The 22,914-nt window shown below is 66.4% G+C and carries 21 protein-coding genes; 9 read left to right on the plus strand and 12 right to left on the minus strand.

Annotated elements, in window-relative coordinates; all coding sequences use genetic code 11:
• Positions 1–762 (plus strand): 3'(2'),5'-bisphosphate nucleotidase CysQ, encoded by a 762-nt coding sequence (locus EV580_RS17755; protein WP_133692520.1) that lies wholly within the window; start codon positions 1–3, stop codon positions 760–762.
• A gap of 97 nt (positions 763–859) precedes the next feature.
• Positions 860–2,098 (plus strand): cysteine--1-D-myo-inosityl 2-amino-2-deoxy-alpha-D-glucopyranoside ligase, encoded by a 1,239-nt coding sequence (gene mshC, locus EV580_RS17760; protein ID WP_133692521.1) that lies wholly within the window; start codon positions 860–862, stop codon positions 2,096–2,098.
• 3 nt (positions 2,099–2,101) lie between these two features.
• Here the strand turns inward: mshC and EV580_RS17765 are convergent, their stop codons facing one another.
• The 4 genes from EV580_RS17765 to EV580_RS17780 form a co-directional block, all read right to left on the minus strand.
• Positions 2,102–3,205 (minus strand): acyl-CoA dehydrogenase family protein, encoded by a 1,104-nt coding sequence (locus EV580_RS17765; protein ID WP_133692522.1) that lies wholly within the window; start codon positions 3,203–3,205, stop codon positions 2,102–2,104.
• A gap of 1 nt (position 3,206) precedes the next feature.
• Positions 3,207–4,382 carry an acyl-CoA dehydrogenase family protein gene (locus EV580_RS17770; RefSeq protein WP_133692523.1) on the minus strand — a complete coding sequence of 392 codons (1,176 nt, stop codon included), beginning with the start codon at positions 4,380–4,382 and terminating at the stop codon, positions 3,207–3,209.
• A 99-nt stretch (positions 4,383–4,481) separates the two neighbouring features.
• Positions 4,482–4,721, minus strand: coding sequence for a DUF7161 family protein (locus EV580_RS17775; protein WP_133692524.1), 240 nt, complete (start codon positions 4,719–4,721; stop codon positions 4,482–4,484).
• A 2-nt stretch (positions 4,722–4,723) separates the two neighbouring features.
• Positions 4,724–5,614: a PAC2 family protein gene (locus tag EV580_RS17780; RefSeq protein WP_133692525.1), complete on the minus strand. Its 891-nt coding sequence runs from the start codon at positions 5,612–5,614 to the stop codon at positions 4,724–4,726.
• A 270-nt stretch (positions 5,615–5,884) separates the two neighbouring features.
• Between EV580_RS17780 and metH the strand changes: the two genes are divergently transcribed.
• Complete coding sequence (gene metH / locus EV580_RS17785; RefSeq protein WP_133692526.1) at positions 5,885–9,655, plus strand: methionine synthase; 3,771 nt, start codon at positions 5,885–5,887, stop codon at positions 9,653–9,655.
• Here the strand turns inward: metH and EV580_RS17790 are convergent.
• The 3 genes from EV580_RS17790 to gnd are packed head-to-tail and all read right to left on the minus strand — an operon-like array spanning position 9,637 to position 14,716.
• Positions 9,637–12,336 (minus strand): MGH1-like glycoside hydrolase domain-containing protein, encoded by a 2,700-nt coding sequence (locus EV580_RS17790; RefSeq protein ID WP_208114632.1) that lies wholly within the window; start codon positions 12,334–12,336, stop codon positions 9,637–9,639. The two genes, metH and EV580_RS17790, sit on opposite strands and share 19 nt — an antisense overlap.
• On the minus strand, positions 12,303–13,697 hold the full coding sequence (gene zwf / locus EV580_RS17795; protein ID WP_286171630.1) for a glucose-6-phosphate dehydrogenase: 1,395 nt from the start codon (positions 13,695–13,697) through the stop codon (positions 12,303–12,305). The genes EV580_RS17790 and zwf overlap by 34 nt, the downstream gene beginning before the upstream one ends.
• Positions 13,698–13,702: 5 nt before the next feature.
• Complete coding sequence (gene gnd, locus EV580_RS17800) at positions 13,703–14,716, minus strand: phosphogluconate dehydrogenase (NAD(+)-dependent, decarboxylating) (RefSeq protein WP_133692529.1); 1,014 nt, start codon at positions 14,714–14,716, stop codon at positions 13,703–13,705.
• Between the two features lie 78 nt (positions 14,717–14,794).
• Between gnd and EV580_RS17805 the strand changes: the two genes are divergently transcribed.
• Together EV580_RS17805 and EV580_RS17810 are read left to right on the plus strand one after the other, a co-directional pair.
• Positions 14,795–15,478: an HAD family hydrolase gene (locus EV580_RS17805; RefSeq protein WP_133692530.1), complete on the plus strand. Its 684-nt coding sequence runs from the start codon at positions 14,795–14,797 to the stop codon at positions 15,476–15,478.
• Positions 15,479–15,565: 87 nt separating this feature from the next.
• Entirely contained in the window at positions 15,566–17,035 is a 1,470-nt protein-coding gene (locus EV580_RS17810) for a sugar porter family MFS transporter (protein ID WP_133692531.1), read from the plus strand.
• Here EV580_RS17810 and EV580_RS17815 read toward each other — a convergent pair whose 3' ends face one another.
• Positions 17,036–17,605 (minus strand): hypothetical protein, encoded by a 570-nt coding sequence (locus tag EV580_RS17815; protein WP_133692532.1) that lies wholly within the window; start codon positions 17,603–17,605, stop codon positions 17,036–17,038.
• Positions 17,606–17,688: 83 nt separating this feature from the next.
• Between EV580_RS17815 and EV580_RS17820 the strand changes: the two genes are divergently transcribed.
• The 4 genes from EV580_RS17820 (at position 17,689) to EV580_RS17835 (ending at position 20,747) form a co-directional block, all read left to right on the plus strand.
• Positions 17,689–17,970 carry a phosphoribosyl-ATP diphosphatase gene (locus tag EV580_RS17820; RefSeq protein ID WP_133692533.1) on the plus strand — a complete coding sequence of 94 codons (282 nt, stop codon included), beginning with the start codon at positions 17,689–17,691 and terminating at the stop codon, positions 17,968–17,970.
• A gap of 9 nt (positions 17,971–17,979) precedes the next feature.
• A complete protein-coding gene (hisG, locus tag EV580_RS17825) occupies positions 17,980–18,834 on the plus strand; it encodes an ATP phosphoribosyltransferase (RefSeq protein ID WP_133692534.1) in 855 nt (284 codons plus the stop codon).
• A gap of 69 nt (positions 18,835–18,903) precedes the next feature.
• Complete coding sequence (locus EV580_RS17830; protein ID WP_133692535.1) at positions 18,904–19,383, plus strand: DUF4126 family protein; 480 nt, start codon at positions 18,904–18,906, stop codon at positions 19,381–19,383.
• Positions 19,380–20,747, plus strand: coding sequence for an FAD-containing oxidoreductase (locus EV580_RS17835; RefSeq protein ID WP_133692536.1), 1,368 nt, complete (start codon positions 19,380–19,382; stop codon positions 20,745–20,747). The genes EV580_RS17830 and EV580_RS17835 overlap by 4 nt, the downstream gene beginning before the upstream one ends.
• Here EV580_RS17835 and EV580_RS17840 read toward each other — a convergent pair.
• From EV580_RS17840 to EV580_RS17855, 4 genes are all read right to left on the minus strand, one after another.
• Entirely contained in the window at positions 20,740–21,330 is a 591-nt protein-coding gene (locus tag EV580_RS17840) for a flavodoxin family protein (RefSeq protein WP_133692537.1), read from the minus strand. The two genes, EV580_RS17835 and EV580_RS17840, sit on opposite strands and share 8 nt — an antisense overlap.
• A complete protein-coding gene (locus tag EV580_RS17845; protein WP_133692538.1) occupies positions 21,324–21,830 on the minus strand; it encodes an SRPBCC family protein in 507 nt (168 codons plus the stop codon). Before EV580_RS17845 ends, EV580_RS17840 begins: the two co-directional genes overlap by 7 nt.
• A complete protein-coding gene (locus tag EV580_RS17850; RefSeq protein ID WP_133692539.1) occupies positions 21,827–22,141 on the minus strand; it encodes an ArsR/SmtB family transcription factor in 315 nt (104 codons plus the stop codon). The genes EV580_RS17845 and EV580_RS17850 overlap by 4 nt, the downstream gene beginning before the upstream one ends.
• Positions 22,142–22,433: 292 nt before the next feature.
• Complete coding sequence (locus EV580_RS17855; RefSeq protein ID WP_133692540.1) at positions 22,434–22,838, minus strand: STAS domain-containing protein; 405 nt, start codon at positions 22,836–22,838, stop codon at positions 22,434–22,436.
• Between the last annotated feature and the right edge of the window lie 76 nt (positions 22,839–22,914).

Raw genomic sequence — 22,914 nt, forward strand, 5'->3', positions numbered from 1 at the left:
ATGACCATGACCGACGCGGCGCTGGCCGCCGACCTCGCCGAGGAGGCGGGCCGGCTGCTGCTGTCGGTGCGTGAGGAGGTCGGCTTCGACTTTCCGCCCGCGCTGGGCGACGCCGGTGACGTGCGGGCCAACGCGCTGATCCTGCGCCGTCTGCGTGCCGAGCGGCCCAACGACGCAGTGCTCTCCGAAGAGGCCTACGACGACCTCAAACGGCTCGAGAACGACCGGGTGTGGATCATCGACCCGCTCGACGGCACCCGCGAGTTCTCGATGCCACGGCGGCCCGACTGGGCGGTGCACGTCGCCCTCTGGCAGCGGACCGGCGGACCAGACGGCTCGATCACCGATGCCGCCGTCGCGCTGCCGGCCACCGGCGAGGTGTTTCGCTCCGACACCGTGACCGCACCGCCGCCGCCCGGACCCGGGCCCATCCGGATCACGGCCAGCTCGAACCGTCCGCCCGCGGTGCTCTGGCGGCTGCGCGATCGCCTCGACATCGACTTCATCCGGATCGGGTCGGCGGGTGCCAAGGCGATGGCCGTGGTCCGCGGCGACGCCGACGCCTACATCCACGCCGGTGGCCAGTGGGAGTGGGATTCGGCCGCCCCGGCCGGCGTCGTGCAAGCCGCGGGTCTGCACGCCACCCGGATCGACGGGTCGCCACTGCGCTACAACCAGCCCGACCCCTACCTGCCGGATCTGCTGATGTGCCGCGCCGAAGTGGCCGATCTCCTGCTCGATGCCATGTGGCTGGCCAGCTAGGGAATGGATCTGGCGCCACCGTTGTCCTTATCGCGAGACAGCCGGTCCCCTCACCACCCGGAGTGCAGTGAACACCGAAACCCCTAGAGTCGAGGCCATGCAGTCGTGGCCGGCCGTCGATATCCCGCAGCTGCCCGGTCGTGGGCCGGCGCTGCGCTTGTTTGACACCGCCGACCGCCAGGTGCGCCCGACCTCGCCGGGGGAGACCGCGACGATGTACGTCTGCGGGATCACCCCGTACGACGCGACGCACCTCGGTCACGCCGCGACATACCTTGCCTTCGATCTGGTGCACCGCATCTGGCTCGACGGCGGGCACCAGGTGCACTACGTGCAGAACATCACCGACGTCGACGACCCGCTGTTCGAGCGGGCCAACCGTGACGGCATCGACTGGCGTGAACTCGGCGCTCGGGAAACCCAGCTGTTCCGCGAGGACATGACCGCCCTGCGGGTGCTGCCGCCGCGGGATTATGTCGCGGCGACCGACACCATCGGCGAGGTCGTGGAGCTGGTCGAGAAGATGCTCGCGTCCGGGGCGGCCTATGTGGTCGACGACGCCGAGTACCCCGATATCTATTACCGCGCCGACGCCACCACGCAGTTCGGCTACGAGTCGGGTTACGACCACGAAACGATGACGCGGCTGTTCGCCGAGCGTGGCGGCGACCCCGACCGCGCGGGCAAGGCGGATCCGCTGGATGCGCTGTTGTGGCGGGCCGCCCGCCCCGACGAGCCCAGCTGGCCCGCGCCGTTCGGTCCGGGCCGCCCCGGCTGGCACGTCGAATGTGCGGCCATTGCGTTGAACCGCATCGGCTTTGGTTTCGACGTGCAGGGCGGCGGCAGCGACCTGATCTTCCCGCATCACGAATTCTCCGCCGCGCACGCCGAATGTGTCACGGGCGAGCGCAGATTCGCGCGGCACTACGTGCATGCGGGGATGATCGGCTGGGACGGGCACAAGATGTCCAAGAGTCGCGGCAACCTGGTGCTGGTGTCCCGGTTGCGCGCGCAGGGCGTCGACCCGGCGGCCATCCGGCTGGGCCTGCTGGCCGGGCACTACCGCGACGACCGGTTCTGGAGCGACGCGGTGCTCGACGAGGCCAACACCCGGCTGCATCGCTGGCGCACCGCCGCGGCGCTGCCCGCGGGCCCGGACGCCAACGATGTCATCGCGCGGCTGCGCCAATACCTGGCCGATGATCTGGACACACCCAAAGCACTTGCCGCCATTGATGGTTGGGTCACCGACGCGCTCGAGTACGGCGGTCACGACGCCGCTGCGCCCGCCGCTGTTGCCGCGGCGGTCGATGCGCTCCTGGGTGTGCCGCTGTAAGGCCTACAGCGAGACGACCCCGTACTCGCCGACCTGCTTGCTGAGGAAGCGCAGCTGGTCGGTGGCCGATCCAAGGGTCTGGTCGATGGCCGTCAGCCGTGCGGCATAGTGCGCCACCGGGTATTCCGCCGTGACGCCGATACCGCCGTGCATCTGGATCGACTCCTGCGCGATGTGCTTACCCGAGCGGCCGATCTGCAGCTTGGACCGGGCCGCCACTACGGGATCGAGCCGGCCGTCGGTGATGGACATGGCCGCGTAGTAGTTCATGCTGCGGGCCAGCTCCAGCGAGACGTACATATCGGCCGCGCGCTGGGTGAGCGTCTGGAATGTCTTCAGCGGCACCCCGAACTGCTTGCGGGCGTTCAGGTACTCCGTTGTCAGGCGAAGTGATTCGTCCATGGCACCGACGGCCTCGGCGCACAGCGAGGACGACCAGCGGATCAGCGTGGCGTGGATGCGCTCACTGGCGTCGCCGCCGTCGCCGAGCGGTTGTGCCGGCGCGTCGGTGAAGTCGATCTCGGCGCCACGATGCCCGTCGAAGGTCCGATACGCACGACGCGTGGTCGCCGCGGCGTCGACCAGAAACGCGCCGACCCCGCCGTCCGGCAGGCCGGCGGTGACGACCAGGACATCGGCACTGCCGCCGGCCAGCACCGGGTTCTTGCGTCCCGTGATGGTCCAGCCGTCGCCGTCTTTGGTTGCCCGGGTGGACAATTCGTCCAGGCCGCGCAGGCCCTTCTCGGCGTGGGCCAGGGCGAGCAGCTTCTCGCCGCCGGCGACGTCGTCGAGGACGGCGCGTTGTTCTGCGGACCCGAGTTCGGCGATCAGACCGCCGGGGATCAGGGCGGCGGTCGCGACCGGTTCGGGAGCCAGCCGGCGACCGAGCTCGGTCATCACGACCATGATCTCGATCTGGCCGGACTCTTCAGGCTCGAAACCCAGTCCCAGGATGCCGATCTCGGCCAGCTGGCGCCACACGTCGCGGCTCCAGCCGAGCTCGGAGTCGACGGTCTTGTTGCGGGTCTCGATGTCATAGGTGCGGGAGAACACCTCGCGAGCGGTGTCGCGCAGGAGTTCCTGTTCGTCGGTCAGGTCAAAGTTCATGTCACAGCCCCAAGATCGTCGAGGAGATGATGGTGCGCTGGACCTCGTTGCTTCCGCCGTAGATCGAGGTCTTGCGGTAGTTCAAATACTTGGGCGCGGCGTGCTGCGCCCACAGCGGTGATTCGATGTCAGTGCCACCGTCGAACGGCAGGGCATCGGGGCCGGCGACCTCCACCGCGAGTTCGGTGATGGCCTGCTGCAACTGGCTACCCCGCAACTTCAGGATCGACGACGCCGGGTTCGGCTTGCCGGTCGCTTCGTCACCGCTGACCCGCAGCTGCGTGAGTTCCAGTGCCAGCAGCTCGTTTTCGATCTCGGCGACCTTGGCCGCGAACAGCGGATCCTCCAGCAGGCTGGTGCCACCGACCTTGGTCTGCGACGCGTGCTCTTTGACGTCGGAGAGCCACAGCTTGGTGGTGCCGATGCGCGCGATGCCGGTGCGCTCGTTGGACAGCAGGAACTTGGCGTAGGTCCAGCCCTGGTTCTCCTCGCCGACGAGCTGGTTGACGGGCACGCGGACGTCTTCGAAGAAGACTTCGTTGACCTCGTAGCTGCCGTCGATCAGCTTGATCGGGCGGATGGTGATGCCCGGCGTGTTCATCTCGACGAGGATGAACGAAATCCCGGCCTGCTTCTTGGGCGCGTCCGGGTTGGTGCGGGCCAGCACGAAAATCCAGTCCGCGTACTGGCCCAGCGTCGTCCAGGTCTTCTGGCCGTTGATGACGTACTCGTCGCCGTCGCGGATCGCGACGGTCCGCAGCGAGGCGAGATCCGAACCGGCTTCGGGCTCGGAAAAGCCTTGGCACCACCAGATGTCGAGGTTCGCCGTCGGGGGCAGGAAGCGTTCCTTGATCTCCTGCGACCCGAAGTGAGCGATCACCGGCCCGACCATGCTGGCGTTGAACGCCAGTGGCTCGGGAACACACGCCATGCGCATCTCGTCGGCCCAGATCTGGCGCTGCAGCGGGGTCCAGTCCTTACCGCCCCATTCGACGGGCCAGTTCGGCACGCCCAGGCCGGCCTTGTTCAGGATGCGCTGGGTCGTGATCGCGTCATCCGGGAAGTTCAGGCTGTCGGTGCGGGCCCGCTCCCGGATGTCGGCGGGAACCTGGGTGGTGAAGAACTCGCGTAACTCATCGCGGAACTTCGCGTCCTCGTCACTGAGTGCCAGTTTCACGAGCGCAACCTCAATTCGTTGTTACTCGGCGGTATCCACTGCACGTTAGCGCAGGCCGACCAACTGGTCGGCAGGACCACCCATTGACGGCGATTCTTGTCAGTCGTCGATCAGCGACAACTGGTCGTACACCACCAGAGCCAACCGCTCTGGATCGCCTTCCGGGTGGACGAACAACGTGTGATGAGGGGTGGGTGCGTCGCTGACGATCACGACCGTCGTGGTTCCGCTGGGCAGGTCGGCCGGGTTGTCGATTTCATCGGTGGGCTCGTCGACCAGCACGTACGCGCGTTTGCCGGCCAGGCCCGACGCGTCGTAGGGAAGAGGGGCTCTTTCCACGCCTAGCCCCGGAAGCCGGGACCGCGCCTGCGCAGGTAGCGCTCGAACTCGGCGGCCAGTTGATCGCCGTCCACCTTGGACAGTGCCTCGTTCATGTCCACCTCGGCGTCACCGCGCTGCTCGAGGGAGGCCACGTACTCGGCGATCTCCTCGTCCTCTGCGGTCATCTCGGTGACGGCCTGCTCCCATTCCTCGGCCTGGGCGGGCAGGTCGGCCAGCGGCACCTCGATGTCGAGCACGTCTTCGACGCGGCGCAGCAGCGCCACCGTGGCTTTCGGATTGGGCGGCTGCGACACGTAGTGCGGAACCGCGGCCCAGAACGTCACGGCCGGGATACCGGCCGCCACGCAGGCGTCCTGGAACACCCCGGCGATACCCGTCGGCCCCTCGTAGCGGGTCTCCTCGAGGCCGAAGAACTTGGCCGACTCGGGGGAGTAGGCCGCGCCCGACACCGGTACCGGCCGGGTGTGCGGGGTGTCGGCCAGCAACGCCCCGAGGATCACGACGGTGTCCACGTTCAGCTTGTCGGCGATCGCCAGCAGCTCGGCGCAGAACGTGCGCCACCGCATGTTGGGCTCCACCCCGTGCATCAGCACGATGTCGCGGTCCGAGCCGGGCGGCCGGCAGTGCGATATCCGCATGGACGGCCACACCAGTTCCCGTGTCACCCCGTCGACCTGCCGGATCACCGGGCGATTCACCTGGTAGTCGTAGTAGGCCTCGTCGTCGATCTCGATGATCGTGTCGGCTTCCCAGATCGCGTCCAGGTGCTCGAGCGCGTCGCTGGCGGCATCACCGGCGTCGTTCCAGCCCTCGAAGGCCGCAACAATGATCGTGTTCTGCAGTTCGGGCAGATCCGGGCCTTTCGCTCCGCTGAAGTTCGACGGGGTCACGAGTTCAGCGTAAGGGGTGATCGGCCGCGATGAGCCTTCTCGGACCGACTACGGCCCCGGCGTGTGACGGCCGGTGTCGGCCCCGCGCGCAGGCTGCCACGGGTCGTGGCGAAATACGTTCGGCGGCAATCTCGTTAATCTCGGTAACTACACTGCGGTCGCGTCGGCGGGGTGACGACGTAGACTTTTCACCGTCGAGAGGCGTTGCAACGGGTCTGGGGACCCGCCACGCTCGGCAGAGTCAAGGACGCCTTCCGTCATACGGAAGGAATGTGTGTGAGCTCTAGCGTGGCGAGCGAAGCGACGGGAAGTGGCTTCGAGCCGAACATTCGCCCGGACTGCACCGATGAGCTGACCGCCGCCCTGCGCGAGCGGATCGTGGTGATCGACGGCGCGATGGGAACGGCGATCCAGCGGGACCGCCCCGATGAGGCGGGCTACCGCGGCGAGCGGTTCAAGGACTGGCCCAGCGATCTCGTGGGCAACAACGACCTGCTCACCCTGACCCAACCGCAGATCATCGAGGGGATTCACCGCGAGTACCTCGAGGCGGGTGCGGACATCCTGGAGACCAATACGTTCAACGCGAACGCGGTCTCCCTCTCCGATTACGGCATGGCCGAGCTCAGCTATGAGCTGAACTACGCCGGCGCCGCCCTGGCCCGCACGGCCGCCGACGAGTTCAGCACCCCCGACAAGCCCCGCTACGTGGCCGGGGCGCTGGGCCCCACGACACGCACCGCGTCGATCTCGCCCGACGTCAACGACCCGGGCGCGCGCAACGTGTCCTACGACCAGCTGGTCGCGGCCTACCTCGAAGCGGCCAACGGGCTGGTCGACGGCGGTGCCGACCTGCTGATCATCGAGACGATCTTCGACTCGCTGAACGCCAAGGCGGCGGTGTTCGCCGTCGAAACGCTGTACGAGGAGCGCGGCCGCCGCTGGCCGCTCATCATCTCGGGCACCATCACCGACGCGTCCGGGCGGACCCTGTCCGGCCAGGTCACTGAGGCGTTCTGGAACGCGATCCGGCACGCCAAGCCGATCGCGGTCGGCCTCAACTGCGCCCTGGGCGCGCCGGAGATGAGGCCCTACATCGCCGAGATGGCGCGGATCGCCGACACCTTCGTCTCGTGCTACCCGAACGCCGGACTGCCCAACGCCTTCGGCGAGTACGACGAGTCCCCGGAGCGTCAGGCCGGCTACATCGCCGAGTTCGCCGACGCCGGTCTGGTCAACCTGGTCGGCGGGTGCTGCGGCACGGCGCCGCCGCACATCGCCGAGATCGCCAAGGTCGTCGAGGGCAAGGCGCCGCGGGAGGTGCCGCACATCGACGTGGCCACCCGGCTCTCGGGCCTGGAGCCGCTCAACATCACCGACGACTCGCTGTTCGTGAACATCGGTGAGCGCACCAACATCACCGGTTCCGCCCGGTTCCGCAACCTGATCAAGGCCGAGGACTACGACACCGCGCTGTCGGTGGCCCTGCAGCAGGTGGAGGTCGGTGCGCAGGTCATCGACATCAACATGGACGAAGGCATGATCGACGGCGTCGCCGCGATGGACCGGTTCACCAAATTGATCGCCGCCGAACCCGACATCAGTCGCGTCCCGGTGATGATCGACTCCTCCAAGTGGGAGGTCATCGAGGCGGGCCTGAAGAACGTGCAGGGCAAGCCGATCGTCAACTCGATCTCCATGAAGGAGGGCGAGGAGAAGTTCATCCGCGAGGCGCGGTTGTGCCGCAAGTATGGCGCCGCCGTCGTCGTGATGGCCTTCGACGAGAAGGGGCAGGCCGACAATCTGGAGCGCCGCAAGGAGATCTGCGGGCGCGCCTACCGGATCCTGACCGAAGAGGTCGGCTTCCCGCCCGAGGACATCATCTTCGACCCGAACTGCTTTGCGCTGGCGACCGGTATCGAGGAGCACGCGACCTACGGGATCGACTTCATCGAGGCGTGCGCCTGGATCAAGGAGAACCTGCCCGGGGTGCACATCTCCGGCGGTATCTCAAACGTGTCGTTCTCGTTCCGGGGCAACAACCCGGTCCGCGAGGCGATCCACGCGGTGTTCCTGTACCACGCCATCAAGGCCGGCCTGGACATGGGCATCGTCAACGCGGGTGCGCTGGTGCCCTACGACTCGATCGACCCCGAGCTGCGGGACCGCATCGAGGACGTCGTACTGAACCGGCGCGAGGACGCGGCCGAACGGCTGCTGGAGATCGCGGAACGCTTCAACAGCAAGGACAAAGGCGAGGATCCGGTCGCTGCCGAGTGGCGCAGTCTGCCTGTGCGCGAGCGGATCACGCACGCACTGGTCAAGGGCATCGACGCCAACGTCGACGAGGACACCGAGGAGTTGCGGGCCGAGATCGACGCCGCGGGTGGGCGTCCGATCGAGGTGATCGAGGGCCCGCTGATGGACGGGATGAACGTCGTCGGCGATCTCTTCGGCGCAGGCAAGATGTTCCTGCCGCAGGTGGTGAAGTCGGCCCGGGTGATGAAGAAGGCCGTCGCGTACCTGCTGCCGTTCATCGAGAAGGAGAAAGAGCAGAACGGCACCGCGGACGCCAAGGACACCAACGGCACGATCGTGATGGCGACGGTCAAGGGTGACGTCCACGACATCGGCAAGAACATCGTCGGAGTTGTGCTGCAATGCAACAACTTCGAGGTGATCGACCTCGGGGTGATGGTGCCCGCCCAGAAAATCCTGGACGCGGCCAAGGAACACAACGCCGACATCATCGGGCTGTCCGGTCTGATCACCCCGTCCCTGGACGAGATGGCCAACTTCGCCGTCGAGATGGAACGTGAGGGCCTGCAGATCCCGCTGCTGATCGGTGGGGCGACCACCTCGCGAGCGCACACGGCCGTCAAGATCTCGCCGCGGCGCAGCGGTCCGGTGGTGTGGGTCAAGGACGCATCCCGCTCGGTGCCGGTCGCGGCCGCGCTGCTCGACGACAAGCAGCGGCCCGCCCTGCTGGAGGCCACCGAGAAGGACTACGCCTCCCTGCGTGAACGGCACGCTCAGAAGAACGAGCGGCCGATGCTGACGTTGGAGAAGGCCCGCGCGAACCGGACGCCGATCGAGTGGGACGGCTACACGCCGCCGGTGCCCGCTCAGGGTCTGGGGGTGCGGGAGTTCCTGGACTACGACCTGGCCGAGTTGCGCGAATTCATCGACTGGCAGCCATTTTTCAATGCGTGGGAGATGAAGGGCCGATTCCCCGACATCCTCAACAACCCGGCGTCGGGCGAGGCTGCGCGCAAGCTGTACGACGACGCTCAGCAGATGCTCGACACCCTGATCAAGGAGAAGTGGCTGACGGCCAACGGCGTGATCGGATTCTTCCCGGCCAATGCCGTCGGCGACGATGTCGAGGTCTACACCGACGACACCCGCACCGAGGTGCTCACCACGCTGCACAACCTGCGCCAGCAGGGTGAGCATCGCGACGGCATCCCGAACCGGAGCCTCGGTGACTTCGTCGCGCCCAAGACCACCGGCCTGGCCGACTATGTGGGCGCCTTCGCGGTCACCTCGGGGCTGGGCAGCGGGGAAAAGATCGCCGAGTTCAAGGCCGCGCTCGACGACTACAGTGCCATCCTGCTGGAGTCGGTCGCCGATCGGCTGGCCGAGGCGTTCGCCGAGCGGATGCACCAGCGGGTCCGCAAGGAGTTCTGGGGATACCAGCCCGACGAGCAGCTGGACAACGACGCACTGATCGGGGAGAAGTACGTCGGAATCCGTCCCGCCCCAGGCTATCCGGCCTGCCCGGAGCACACCGAGAAGGCGACGCTCTGGGAGCTGATGGACGTCAAGAAGCGCACCGGTATCGAGCTGACCGAGTCGATGGCGATGTGGCCCGGCGCCGCGGTCAGCGGCTGGTACTTCTCGCATCCGCAGTCGCAGTACTTCGTGGTCGGCCGGTTGGCCCAGGACCAGGTCGCCGACTACGCCAAGCGCAAGGGCTGGACCCTGCAGGAGGCGGAGCGCTGGCTGGCACCCAACCTCGGCTATAACCCCGAGGACTGACTCCGGAAGTACAGATTGCCCCGGAACTGAAGCAGCAGAGCGACAGTCGCGGTCCAGCCGGTCTGGTGGCTGGCGCCCAGGCCCCGGCCGGTGTCCCCGTCGAAGTACTCGTAGAACGGCACCAGATCGCGCCAGTGCGGGTCGTTCTGGAAGTACTCGTTGTCGCCGAACACGGCGCGCCGGCCGGTGTCGTCGCGGACCAGCAGGCCGGTGAGTTGGCGGGCCAGCCGGTCGGCGACCACGCCCACGGTGACCTCCTCAGCCGATCCCGTCGGGTCGGGTACCCGGTAGGTGTCGCCGAGAAATCGCGCGTAGGAGTTGAGCGCTTGGACCAGAAGGAAATTGGTGGGCAGCCAGATCGGGCCGCGCCAGTTGGAATTGCCGCCGAACATCCGGCTGCGTGATTCGGCGGGCTGGTAATTCACCACGTAGTCCACACCGTCGAGGTGATAGGCGTACGGGTGGTCGTGATGGTAGCGCGACAGTGAGCGGATTCCGTTGGGGGAGAAGAACTGTTCCGGATCGAGCACCCGCCGCAGGATCTCCCTGAGCCGATCGGGGTGCACGACACCGATCATGAAATAGCGTCCGTCGCCGCCGTCCATCGCCAACTGGACATCGTCACTGGTGTGCTCGTAGGTGGCATCCAGCGCCGCCAGACAACCCTGCAGGGTGGAGACGGCCTCGGCGGCGCTGGCCGGAATGGCGATCGCCGCGAACAGCGGAATGATCGCCTGCATGGAGAACACCTCCAGCGATGTGCTTGTGCCGTCGGGCATCTCGATGACGTCGTGGTAGAAGTCGGTGTCGTCATTCCAGAAGCTGATCCGGTAGGTGCCCTTTTCCAGCGAGTTGGCGATCAGCCAGGCATCCCACACCCAGCGGCTGAACATGTAGGTGTAGCTGGGATCCCGATGGGACAGTTCGATCGCCATCTCCAAGAGATGGAAGACCAGCGCCGCCATCCACGCCGTGCCGTCGACCTGGGCGAGTTCACCACCGGTCGGTAGCGGCTCGTCGCGGTCGAACACCCCGATGTTGTCCATGCCCAGGAAGCCGCCCCCGAAGACGCCCCGGTTGGCGTCGTCCTTCTGGTTGAGCCACCACATGGCGTTGAGGGTGGCTGACCGGTATGCGCTGGCCAGGAAATCCCAGTCGCCCACGCCGGTCTGCAGTTGCTCGAGTTGATAGACCTGCCAGGCTGCCCAGGCGTGAAGAGGCGGGTTGGTGTCGCCGAACTTCCACTCGTAGGCCGGGATCTGGCCGTGTGGATGCTGGGCGGTGGATTCTTGCAGTACCAGGATCTGGGCCTTGGCGAACTCGGGGTCGACGAGCGCCATCGTGACGCAGTGGAATGCCAGGTCCCAGGCGGCGAACCAGGGGTACTCCCAGGCGTCGGGCATCAGAATCACATCACTGACCGCGAAGTGCTGCCAGTCTTTGTTGCGGCCCTTCCAGCGTTCTCTCGGCGGTTTCGGTTGTCCGGGATCGCCTTTGAGCCAGCGTCGTACCGAGTAGTTGTAGAACTGCTTGCACCACAACAGTCCGGCCAGCGCCTGGCGTTGCACAAGCCGTTCGTCGTCGGTGAGATCCCCGGCCGCGATCGCGCGGTAGAACTCGTCGGCGTCGCGTTTGCGTTCCGCCAACACCGCATCGGCGCGTTCGAACGGATCGGCCGCGTCCGTCGTGGCGAAATATAGGGTGACGGTCAAGGTTTCACCGGATTGCAGTGTCGTCGTCACGTGTGCGGCGGCCTTGCTGCCCTCCGCCGGGTCGACGGCGGCGGAGATGCCGTTGACGACGTAGTCGTCGATCCCGTCTTTGGTAGTTGCTGATTCATTGGCCGACCCGAACAGGAGCCGGTTGTTGGTTTCGTTCTCGCAGAACAGCAGTCGCGGAGCCTCGTCGCAGGAAGAGGTGACCGAGAACCACCGCTGACCGAGCTTCGGGTGCCGGGTGCGGGCGACACCCGGCCCGCAGGCGGTGATCCGAGGACGTGTTTGGGTCGGGTCCCACGACCAGGTGTTGCGATACCACAGTTGGGGCAGTACGTGGATCGGTGCGGCGTCCGGGCCGCGGTTGGTCACCGTGATGCGGCAGTAGACGTCCTCGGGACCGTCCTTGGCGTAGGTGACGTCGACGTCGAAATAGCGCTGCGCCAACCACTGTTCGCGTAACGCGTCGAACAGCTCGTACTCGTCGTCATCGGGACCGCGCTGCTGGTTGGTTCGCAGCAGGTCCTCGTACGGGAACGCCGCCTGCGGGTACTTGTAGACCATGGACGCGTGCGCATGGGTGGGCAGATTGTCGGTGTAGAACCAGTAGTCCTTGGCATCCTCGCCGTGATTGCCCTCCTCGTTGGCCACGCCGTACGGCCGCTCCTTGAGGATGGGATCGTGGCCGTTCCACAGCGCCACGCCCAGGCAGATGGTCTGTTCGTCATCACACCAGCCCGCCAGACCGTCCTCGCTCCACCGGTAGGCCCGGCTGCGTGCGTCGTCGAACGGGAAATACGCCCAGGCGTCACCGTCGGCGCTGTAGTCCTCGCGCACGGTGCCCCAGGCGCGCTCACTCAGATAGGTGCCCCAGCGACGCCACGGGGACGTGCCGGCCGTGGTCTCGTCGAGGCGCTTATGCTCGGCGGTGCTCACTTCTGCGCTGGCAGCCAGGGCTGATGCCACGCCGGGTATCCGGCGACCAGCGCATCGGCGCCCGACGGTCCCCATGAGCCCTGCTCGTAAATCTCCACCGGCGGCGGCGACTCCAGCAGCGGCTGAACGATCCGCCAGGTCTCCTCGACGCCGTCCTCCCTGATGAATTGGCTCGCGTCGCCGTGCATGGCATCCCCGAGGAGCCGCTCGTAAGGTTCAGGGGCGTCGGCCATTTCGTCGCTGAACACCAGGCAGAGGTTGACGGCCCGGGTGGTGTCGGCGCCGCTTTCCTTGGCTTGCAAGATCAGATCCACGCCGGGGGCGGGGTCGATCCGGAAGACCAGCTGGTCGGGTTCCTTGACGGCCGGCAGGAAGGGGAGTGGCGGCGGTCGCTTGAAGATCACCCGAATCTCGGTGTCTCGCAACGGAAGAGCCTTGCCCGCCCTGATGAAGAACGGCACGCCTGACCAGCGCCAGTTGTCGATGTACAACTTGAGCGCCGCGAAGGTCTCGGTCTGCGAATCGGGCGCGACACCCTCGACGTCCAGGTAGCCGGCGTACTGGCCACGCACGTAGTGCCTGGGGTCGATGGGGCGGATACACCGGAACAGCTCGACTCGCTTGTCCCGGAACCCGTCTGCTCCGCCACTGGACGGTTCGGACGCGATCAGCCCGATCAATTGCAGGAGGTGGTTCTGCACCACGTCACGCAATGCCCCGACCGGATCGTAGAAATGGCCGCGATCCTCGACACCGAAGTTCTCGGCCATCGTGATCTGCACGGCCTCGATCCGGTCGCGATTCCACAGCGGCTCGATGATCGAGTTGGAGAACCGGATGTAGCGGATGTCCATCGCCGGTTCTTTGCCGAGGAAGTGGTCTATCCGGTAGATCTGCCACTCCGCAAGGTGCGTACTCAACTGGTCGTTGAGTGCCTTGGCCGACGAAAGATCATGTCCGAACGGCTTTTCCACCACGACCCGGGCGTTCGCAGTGAGCCCGGCGGCGGCCAGTCCATCGACGACCCGCCCGAACAGGAATGGCGGAATCTCCAGATAGAAAACGGGATTCGCGTACCCCTTGAGCGCGGCGGCCACCTTGTCGTAAGTCGCGGCATCGGCGAAATCACCGGACACCATCGACAGCCGCGCCGCGAAGCGGCTGAAGACGTCGTCCTCGACCGGTTCGCCGGTGGCCTCGATAGCCGCCCGAGCGTGCTGGCGCAGGGTATCGGCCGACCAGTCGTCGAGGGCCACGCCGACGATCGGGCAGTCGAGTAGGTTCCGGCGCTCCAGACGGTAGAGCGACCGAAACGTCATCTTCTTGGCCAGGTCGCCGGTGATGCCGAAGATCACCAATACATCTGCGGGAGTGGTGTTTTCAGCGGTCACCGGCGTCACTTCTTCTCGGCGTGGCCGCCGAACTCGCTGCGCATCGCCGAACATATCTGGTCGGTGAACTCGCCGAGCTGACGTGACTGGAAGCGCTCGTAGAGCGAGGTGGTGATGACCGGGGCGGGCACCCCTTCGTCGACGGCGGCCAGCACCGTCCAGCGTCCTTCGCCGGAATCGGACACCCGTCCGGAGAACTGGTCGAGATTCGGGGATGCGGCGAACGCGTCGGCGATCAGGTCCACCAGCCAGGAACCCACCACTGATCCGCGGCGCCAGACCTCGGCGACCTCGCCGACATTGATGTCGTACTGATAGGCCCACGGGTCGCGCAGGGGAGTGGTTTCCGCGTCCACCACCCGGTCGACCTTGCCGGCATCGGCGTGCTTGATGATGCTCAGGCCTTCGGCGATGGCCGCCATCATCCCGTACTCGACACCGTTGTGGACCATCTTCACGAAGTGCCCGGCGCCGTTGGGGCCGCAGTGCAGATAGCCCTCGGGTGCGGTGCCGGGGGCGTCTGCCGGCCGGCTCGGGGTGGGTTCGGCCGTGCCGATCCCCGGTGCGATCGTTTTGAAGATCGGATCGAGGCGGGTCACCACATCGGTTTCCCCGCCGATCATCAGGCAGTAGCCGCGGTCCAGGCCCCACACCCCGCCGCTGGTGCCGCAGTCGACGTAGTGCAACCCCTTCTCGGCGAGCTTCTGCGCCCGGGTGATGTCGTCGCGGTAGTACGAGTTGCCGCCGTCGATCACGGTGTCGCCGGCCGCCAGCAGCGGGACCAGCGCATCGAGGGTCGAGTCGACGATCGCGGCGGGCAGCATCAGCCAGATCGCCCGCGGGCCGTCCAGCTTGGCGACGAAATCGTCGAGGGTGGTGGCGCCGGTGGCGCCCTCGCCTTCCAGTTCGCTGACCGCGGCGGGATTCACGTCGTAGACCACGCAACTGTGTCCATCCCGCATCAACCGTCGAACCAGATTCGCGCCCATTCGGCCCAGGCCGACCATGCCGAGTTGCATATCGCCACCCTAGTGACCTGTTTGCTCGGGCTCCTGTGGATTCGAAGTGATGGCCTGCTGCATGGCACAATCGTCGGCGTGCGAGCGGTCTTATGGGATATGGACGGCACGCTTGTCGACTCCGAAAAACTCTGGGACGTCGCGATCAATGAGCTCTATGCGCGTCGCGGTCGGGTGTTGGCGCCCGAGGTCCGTGACGCCACGGTGGGCGGCTCCGCAGACGGGGTGATCCGCATCGTGTTCGACGATCTGGGCCTGGACCCGGATCCCGGGCACATGGCCGAGGTCGCCGACTGGATGCACGACTACGTCGGGGAATTGTTCACGACGGGTTTGCCGTGGTGTCCGGGCGCGCGGGAACTGCTCGACGCACTGCTGGCCGCCGGTGTGCCGATGGCGCTGGTCACCAACACCCGCCGCGACCTGACCGAGAATGCGTTGAACAGCATTGGCAGACACTATTTTTCGGTGACCGTGTGCGGTGACGAGGTGCCCGAGGGCAAGCCCGCTCCGGACATCTACCTCCGGGCCGCTGAACTGCTCGGCTTTGACGCGGGCGATTGCCTGGCGATCGAGGATTCGGTCACCGGCACCGCCGCCGCCGAAGCGGCCGGATGCCCAGTGCTGGTGGTGCCCAACGAGGTCGAGGTACCGGTGACCGCCCGCCGGCATCAGATTTCGTCGCTCGCCGCGATGCGCATCCCGCAGCTGCGACAGATCTACGCCGACCTCCAACTCGGTCTCGGCGAACGCACCGCTTGAACTGCTGACCGATAACGGCCTGTCGCGGCGCTGACTGTGCAATCGTAGTTGCCACCAGGTTTCACAGCGCTGTGTGAAAGGACGCTCATGGCCGGCCAAGGCCCTACCAGCGACACACCATCGGCATTCGAGGACGAGGACTTCTCATCGGGCGGCACCGCCATCCGAATCGCCTCGGTAGCAGCACTCGGCGGCTTGCTTTTCGGCTATGACAGCGCCGTCATCAACGGTGCGGTCGCCTCCATCCAAAGCCACTTCGGCATCAACGATGCCTCGCTCGGTTTTGCGGTCGCCTCGGCGTTGCTGGGCGCTGCCGCCGGTGCCATGACCGCCGGCCGGCTCGCCGACAAGATCGGCCGGATCTCGGTGATGAAGATCGCCGCGGTGCTGTTCTTCATCAGCGCCATCGGGACCGGTCTGGCCACCAGTGTGTGGATGATCGTGGTGTTCCGCATCGTCGGCGGCATCGGCGTCGGTGTGGCATCGGTGATCGCGCCGGCCTATATCGCCGAAACCTCGCCGCCGCGCATTCGCGGCCGTCTCGGCTCACTGCAGCAGCTGGCCATCGTGTCCGGCATCTTCCTGTCGCTGGCCATCGACTACGCGCTGGCGCAGCTCGCCGGTGGCGCCTCCAAAGAGCTGTGGCTGGGCATGGAGGCCTGGCGGTGGATGTTCCTGATCATGGCGGTACCGGCGATCGTCTACGGCGCCCTGGCGTTCACCATTCCGGAGTCGCCGCGTTATCTCGTTGCCACCCACCGCATTCCGGAGGCCCGCAAGGTTCTGACGAGGTTGCTGGGGGAGAAGAACCTCGAGATCACCATCAGCCGCATCCAGAGCACGCTGGACCGCGAGGACAAGCCGTCCTGGCGGGACATGCGCAAACCCACCGGCGGGCTGTACGGCATCGTGTGGGTGGGCCTGGGTCTGTCGATTTTCCAGCAGTTCGTCGGTATCAACGTGATCTTCTACTACTCGAATGTGTTGTGGGAGGCCGTCGGATTCGACGAGAGCTCCTCGTTCGTCATCACCGTCATCACGTCGATCGTCAACATCGCCACCACGCTCATCGCGATCGCGCTGATCGACAAGATCGGACGTAAGCCGCTGCTGCTGATCGGATCGACCGGTATGGCGGTCACCTTGGCCACCATGGCGATCATCTTCGGCACCGCGACGACGCATCTGGTCGACGGAAAGGAACAGCCGTTCCTCGGTGGCACGACCGGCCCGATCGCGCTCATCGCCGCCAATCTGTTCGTGGTGGCGTTCGGCATGTCCTGGGGTCCGGTGGTGTGGGTGCTGCTCGGTGAGATGTTCCCCAACCGCATCCGCGCGGCGGCACTGGGCCTGGCCGCGGCCGGTCAGTGGGCGGCGAACTGGTTGATCACCGTGACCTTCCCTCAATTGCGCGACGTGCTCGGCGTGGCATACGGGTTCTACGCGGTGTGCGCGATCCTGTCCGGGCTATTCGTGTGGAAATGGGTCATGGAGACCAAGGGCGTCTCACTGGAGGACATGCACGCCGAACTTCTGCACGAGGACAAGCCCGCCTGATCACGGGATGTCGGTGTACTGCCAGTTCACCCCGGTGTTGGAGAACGTGAAACCGTTCCCGGTCTGCTCGCTGATGCAGGAGATCCCGGTTTCCTGCTGAATGTTGCAGTGGAATCCGGCGGCCGCGAGGATCTTGTTGAACGGCAAGGTCTTCGCGGTCCCCGTCGGCTGCTTGACCTGATCGACGGGCACCGCGGCGAACTGCGGGTCACCGAGCGTGCGCACCACGATGGAATTGGGCGCGACGTTCTGCCCGGTGTCATCGGTCACGGTCTGCGGCGCACCCGCGACGCCGATGCGCCCGGTGCCGGTGCTCGACTGGCAGCCGGCCCAGGTCCGGGGCACGATCACGCACCGCCAGCTGCCGCTCGGGCTGGTGAAGTAGTAGCCGGAGCGGACGTCGTCGATCCTGAGGTAATAGTCGAACGCATTGACCAATTTGTCATTGCTGGGACGTGTTGAGGCCGTCGTAGAGGCTGGTGGTGCGGTTTGCTGATCGGTTTCTTTGGTGGTGACGATCGGGTTCGAGCAGGCGGTGAGAACGACGACGGCCGCACCCACGATCGTCATCGCCCGGGATCCTCGCACGAGACGCCAGCCTAGCCGCTGATCGTGGGTCGACCCGAAACCGCCGTGACGGCGCATCGGCGCGCATGGAACAATCGCAGGCCGTGAAGACCTTCGAGGAACTGTTCGCTGAACTGGGGGAGCGTGCCCGCACTCGCCCCGCAGGCAGCGCCACCGTCGCCGCGCTCGACGCCGGCGTCCACACCCTCGGCAAGAAGATCCTCGAAGAGGCCGGCGAAGTGTGGCTGGCCGCCGAACACGAATCCGACGAGGCGCTGGCCGAGGAGATCAGCCAGCTGTTCTATTGGGCCCAGGTATTGATGGTGGCCCGTGGCCTGACCCTCGACGACATCTACCGGAAGCTCTAGGTGGCTGCCATGTTGCGTGTTGCCGTCCCCAACAAGGGGGCACTGTCCGAGTCCGCGGCCGAGATCCTGTCGGAAGCCGGCTACCGACGGCGCACCGACCCGAAGGACCTCACCGTCATCGACCCGGTCAACGGTGTCGAGTTCTTCTTCCTGCGCCCCAAGGACATCGCGATCTACGTCGGGTCCGGTCAGCTCGACTTCGGTATCACCGGCCGGGACCTGGCCGCCGAATCCGACGCCCCCGTGGACGAACGTCTCGCGCTGGGCTTCGGATCCTCCACCTTCCGATACGCCGCCCCGGCCGGGCGGGACTGGACGGTCGCGGATCTGGCGGGCAAGCGGATAGCCACCGCCTACCCGAACCTGGTCCGGAAAGACTTGGCGAGCAGAGGAATCGAGGCGACGGTCATCCGCCTCGACGGCGCCGTCGAGATCTCGGTACAGCTGGGTGTCGCCGACGCGATCGCCGACGTCGTCGGGTCGGGGCGGACGTTGAGGTTGCACGATCTGGTGGCTTTCGGTGAGTCGCTGTGTGATTCGGAAGCCGTGTTGATCGAGCGGGCCGGCAACGGCGACGACGAAAACCGCGCCGCGCGCGATCAATTGGCGGCGCGCGTCCAGGGCGTGGTGTTCGGCCAGCAGTATCTGATGCTCGACTACGACTGCCCGCGTTCGGTACTCGACCGCGCCACCGAGATCACTCCCGGCCTGGAGTCGCCGACCATCGCGCCGCTGGCCGACCCGGACTGGGTGGCCGTGCGCGCCCTGGTCCCGCGGCGCGCGGTCAACGCGATCATGGACGAGCTCGCGGCCATCGGAGCCAAGGCGATTCTGGCCTCCGACATCAGGTTCTGCCGCTTCTGACGTTGGCCCGGCCCGCGGCGCGGGTGCGTGTTAGCGTCCCTTTAGTTGCCGCCGGCCCGGAGGACCGTCATGACGCACGTTCTCGTTTTGTTGTTGGCTCTGCTGATTGGCGTGGTCGCCGGTCTGCGTGCGCTCACGCCGCCCGCGGTGGTCGCCTGGGGCGCCGCACTCGGATGGATCAACCTCGCAGGCACCTGGGTGTCGTGGATGGCGAGCTGGATCACCGTGGCGATCCTGACCGTCCTTCTGGTCGTCGAGCTGATCACCGACCAGCTGCCCAAGACCCCGAGCCGCAAGACGACGGCGCAGTTCGCCACCCGCCTCATCACCGGTGGCTTCGCCGGAGCGGTCATCGGAACCGCGTGGGGCTACACGCTTGGCGGTGTCGGCGCCGGCGTCGTCGGTGCGGTACTGGGCACTCTCGGCGGCGCGCAGGTTCGTGGCGCGCTCGCTGCCAAGTTCGGTAAAGACCTGCCTGCCGCTCTCATCGAAGACGTCATCGCGGTGGGCGGCGGCTTCCTCGTCGTCTATCTGGCCAGCGTTCTGTGACCCACTTCGATGCGATCGTCGTCGGCGCGGGGCAGGCCGGACCGCCCTTGGCAGGCAGGCTGACCGACATCGGTCAGACCGTCGCGGTGATCGAGCGCAAGCTCGTCGGCGGAACGTGCGTCAACTCCGGCTGCATTCCGACCAAGACGTTGGTGGCCAGCGCGCACACCGCCCACGCCGCGCGCCGAGGGGCCGATTACGGGGTGTTGACCGGCGATGTGTCGATCGACATGGCAAAGGTCAAGGCGCGCAAGGACGGAATCGTGCTGGGCGACCGCGGTGGGGTCGAATCGTGGATCGAAGGGATGCCCGGTGCGACGTTGATCCGCGGCCACGCTCGTTTCGAGGATCCGCACACCATTCGCGTCGGTGACGAGGTCTTGACCGCGGACCGGATCTTCCTCAATGTCGGCGGCCGCGCGGTGGTGCCCGACCTGCCCGGCCTGTCCGAGATCGACTACCTGACCAATGTCGGCATTCTCGAACTCGACACCGTGCCCGAGCATCTGGTGATCATCGGCGGAAGTTACATCGGGCTGGAGTTCGCCCAGATGTATCGCCGGTTCGGCGCCCGGGTCACCGTGCTGGAGCGCGGCCCGCGGCTGACACCGCGCGAAGACGAGGACGTCTCGGCGGCCATCGAGGGCATCCTCACAGCGGAGGGCATCACGGTCGTCACCGGCGCTGATGGACTGCGATTCACCAAGCGGGACAACGGCTTCGAAGTTGTCCCGACGGATGGCGCAGAACCCATCGCCGGCTCACACCTGCTGGTGGCGGTCGGTCGTCGGCCCAATACCGACGACCTGGGTCTGGAGCTGGCCGGGGTGGAGGTCGACGGCCGTGGGTACGTCGTCGTCGACGATCAGTTGCGGACGTCCGTCGACCACATCTGGGCGATGGGGGACTGCAACGGGAAGGGTGCCTTCACCCACACGTCGTGGAACGATTATGAGATCGTGGCGGCCAACCTGCTCGACGACGATCCGCGCCGGGTCAGCGATCGGGTGCCCACCTACGCCCTCTACATCGACCCGCCGCTGGGCCGGGCCGGGATGACCGTCGCGCAGGTCCGGGCCTCCGGCCGGCGGGCACTGGTCGGTAAGCGGCCGATGACCAGGGTGGGCCGGGCGGTGGAAAAGGGTGAGACACAAGGTTTTATGCAGGTCGTGGTCGACGCCGATACCGACGAGATCCTCGGCGCGGCGATCCTCGGTGTGGGCGGTGACGAGGTGATCCACTCGATCCTGGACATCATGTCCGCGAAGAAGCCCTACACGGCGATCTCGCGCACCATGCACATCCACCCGACGGTCAGCGAGCTGGTGCCGACCATGCTGCAGGAGATGGTCCCGCTCACCTAGTGGCGGCCAGCCGGCCCGCCAACAGCTGAGTGGTCACGGTGGCGACCCGCTGCCCCAGGTGCTCACAGGTGCGCAGATCCGCGTCGTGTACGGCCGCCGGGTCGGCGTCCACATCGGTCGAGGCGCCCGCGCCCAGCCAGAACCCGAGCCGGTTGAGGTCGAATTCGCTTGCGCCACTGGTGTTCCACCCGGGCGTCAGGCCGAGGTTGACCCAGTGCATGTGGTGCTGAGCGGCGAACACCGATAGCGCGGACAGGGTCTGCAGCTTGTCGCCCGCCTTGGAGCCGGAGTTGGTGAACCCAGCGCCGACCTTGTCGCGCCACGTGCCTTCCATGCAACGCCTGCCCGTTTGTTCGGCGAAAGTCTGGAAACCCGCCGACGCGTTGCCCATATAGGTCGGGCAGCCGAAGATGATGGCGTCGGCACCGTCGAGCGTCGCCCAGTGTTCATCGTCGACGGTGTCGACGGGGATCAGACTCACTGTCGCGCCGGCCGATTCGGCCCCGCGCCCGACGGCCCGTGCCAGCGTCGCGGTATGGCCGAAGCCCGAGTGGTAGGCCACCACAATCCGCGGCGTCACCATTGTTGACCTCCGTATGCGCTCTCGGCCACCTCGCGGTAGCGCTGCTGCCAGTCAGGGATCTCGGCCCCGGACAGATGTGCGTCGAGGCGATCGAGGTAGGCATGGGTTCCCGGCCGAAAACCGTTGGCACTACGCACCCCGAGGCCTCGGTGGCTGAACCGCAGCAGGGTGCCGTCACCGTCGGCCTGAAGCTCGTAGCGTACGACGCCCGGTTCGACGATCCGCTGATTCCACTCGTGCTCGAAAACATGCGGTGGGTCCCACACGAGAATTCGCCCGGTCATGCGCTTCTGATCGCCGGGGATCGGCGGGGAAGTGGGCATCATCTCGATGGTTCCGCCCTCGCGGGCGTCGATCGTGGTGTCACCCATCCACTGGCCGCGCTCGCCCGGGTCAGTGATGGCAGCCCATACCCGATCTATCGCGTGCGGGAGCCGGCGCTCGAAAGTCAGCACCGCGCGGTCGTTTTCGATGCTGATTCGGCCCTCGGGGGTGGTCATGAATCCTCCTGGGTCGTGTTGAGGTGCCGCTCGAGGGCGTCGAGGTGGCCGGTCCAGAACTTGCGGTACTGCTCGATCCAGCCGTCGATGGTGACCAGCCCGTCGGCGCGCAGTGCGTAGATCCGGCGCTGGGCGTCGGGCCGCACCTCGACCAAGCCGACCTCCCGAAGGATGCGCAGGTGCCGGGAGACCGAGGGCTGGGTCAGATCCGGCAGCGCCGCAACGAGTTCACCGGCGGTGCGGTCTCCGGCGGCCAGGGTGTCCAGCAGGACTCGGCGACTGGGCTCGGCGATCGCCTCGAAGACATCCATCTGGCCAGTATTGCATCTGGTCTATATAGACACAAGTAGATATGAAAAGGCTGCCGCAACCCTGTTGCTACCCACCAAGATTTGCGCTGAGTGCTTACTGCCCAGGCCGGCGGGGTACGAGCCTGGTCGACAACAGAACTCGGCCCGGAGAAAGGTCACACGCATGGTGTCTACGCAACCCACGGACGGTGCAAGCTCGGACGAGGTCGCCGACGAGGTAGTCGCCACCCCGGCGACGCCCGGAGCGGAAGGGCTTGGCACCGCTGACGCCGATGAGGCCGATAGCTGAGCTTTACCCGTCTGCGGTGTCGGTCAGGGCTTCCTCAACGGTGCGATAGAGAGCGATCACGCTGTCCAGGCCCAGGACTGACATGCTTCGGCGGGCGGAACCTCCGGCAACGACCCCGAAGGCGGTACTCGGTGGAACCTGGTTGCGGGTCGCGAGCAAGGCGGTCACGCCTGCTGACGCCAAGAATTCGACTCGGGACAAATCCACGATCAGGCCTGCCTCCGGAGCCGCGGCCCGGGCCTCGCGGATTGCCATGGTCAGCCGCGGTGCCGTCAGCGCGTCCACCTCGCCGTTGACCGCTACGACCACCAGGTGCCCCACCGAATAGTGTTCGACGTGCCAGCCCTCAGGAGGGTCTGAAGTCTCGACGTCATCGCCATCGCCCTCGTCGGGCCGGTTCTGACTCATCGCCCCTCCATCGCACCCATAATCGCTGAAAATCGGCGGCGGTCGAGAGTATTTCGGCCAACGGAGCGCTTGTCAT

The sequence above is a fragment of the Mycobacterium sp. BK086 genome (assembly GCA_004362315.1).
Lineage (GTDB): Bacteria > Actinomycetota > Actinomycetes > Mycobacteriales > Mycobacteriaceae > Mycobacterium.

Bases quoted from the DNA above. Each gene is read 5' to 3' on its own strand.
- EV580_RS17755 (WP_133692520.1), top strand. From the start codon at position 1: ATGACCATGACCGACGCGGCGCTGGCCGCCGACCTCGCCGAGGAGGCG.
- mshC (WP_133692521.1), top strand. From the start codon at position 860: ATGCAGTCGTGGCCGGCCGTCGATATCCCGCAGCTGCCCGGTCGTGGG.
- EV580_RS17765 (WP_133692522.1), bottom strand. From the start codon at position 3,205: ATGAACTTTGACCTGACCGACGAACAGGAACTCCTGCGCGACACCGCT.
- metH (WP_133692526.1), top strand. From the start codon at position 5,885: ATGTGTGTGAGCTCTAGCGTGGCGAGCGAAGCGACGGGAAGTGGCTTC.
- gnd (WP_133692529.1), bottom strand. From the start codon at position 14,716: ATGCAACTCGGCATGGTCGGCCTGGGCCGAATGGGCGCGAATCTGGTT.
- EV580_RS17810 (WP_133692531.1), top strand. From the start codon at position 15,566: ATGGCCGGCCAAGGCCCTACCAGCGACACACCATCGGCATTCGAGGAC.
- EV580_RS17815 (WP_133692532.1), bottom strand. From the start codon at position 17,605: ATGACGATCGTGGGTGCGGCCGTCGTCGTTCTCACCGCCTGCTCGAAC.
- EV580_RS17820 (WP_133692533.1), top strand. From the start codon at position 17,689: ATGGAACAATCGCAGGCCGTGAAGACCTTCGAGGAACTGTTCGCTGAA.
- hisG (WP_133692534.1), top strand. From the start codon at position 17,980: ATGTTGCGTGTTGCCGTCCCCAACAAGGGGGCACTGTCCGAGTCCGCG.
- EV580_RS17830 (WP_133692535.1), top strand. From the start codon at position 18,904: ATGACGCACGTTCTCGTTTTGTTGTTGGCTCTGCTGATTGGCGTGGTC.
- EV580_RS17840 (WP_133692537.1), bottom strand. From the start codon at position 21,330: ATGGTGACGCCGCGGATTGTGGTGGCCTACCACTCGGGCTTCGGCCAT.
- EV580_RS17845 (WP_133692538.1), bottom strand. From the start codon at position 21,830: ATGACCACCCCCGAGGGCCGAATCAGCATCGAAAACGACCGCGCGGTG.
- EV580_RS17850 (WP_133692539.1), bottom strand. From the start codon at position 22,141: ATGGATGTCTTCGAGGCGATCGCCGAGCCCAGTCGCCGAGTCCTGCTG.
- EV580_RS17855 (WP_133692540.1), bottom strand. From the start codon at position 22,838: ATGAGTCAGAACCGGCCCGACGAGGGCGATGGCGATGACGTCGAGACT.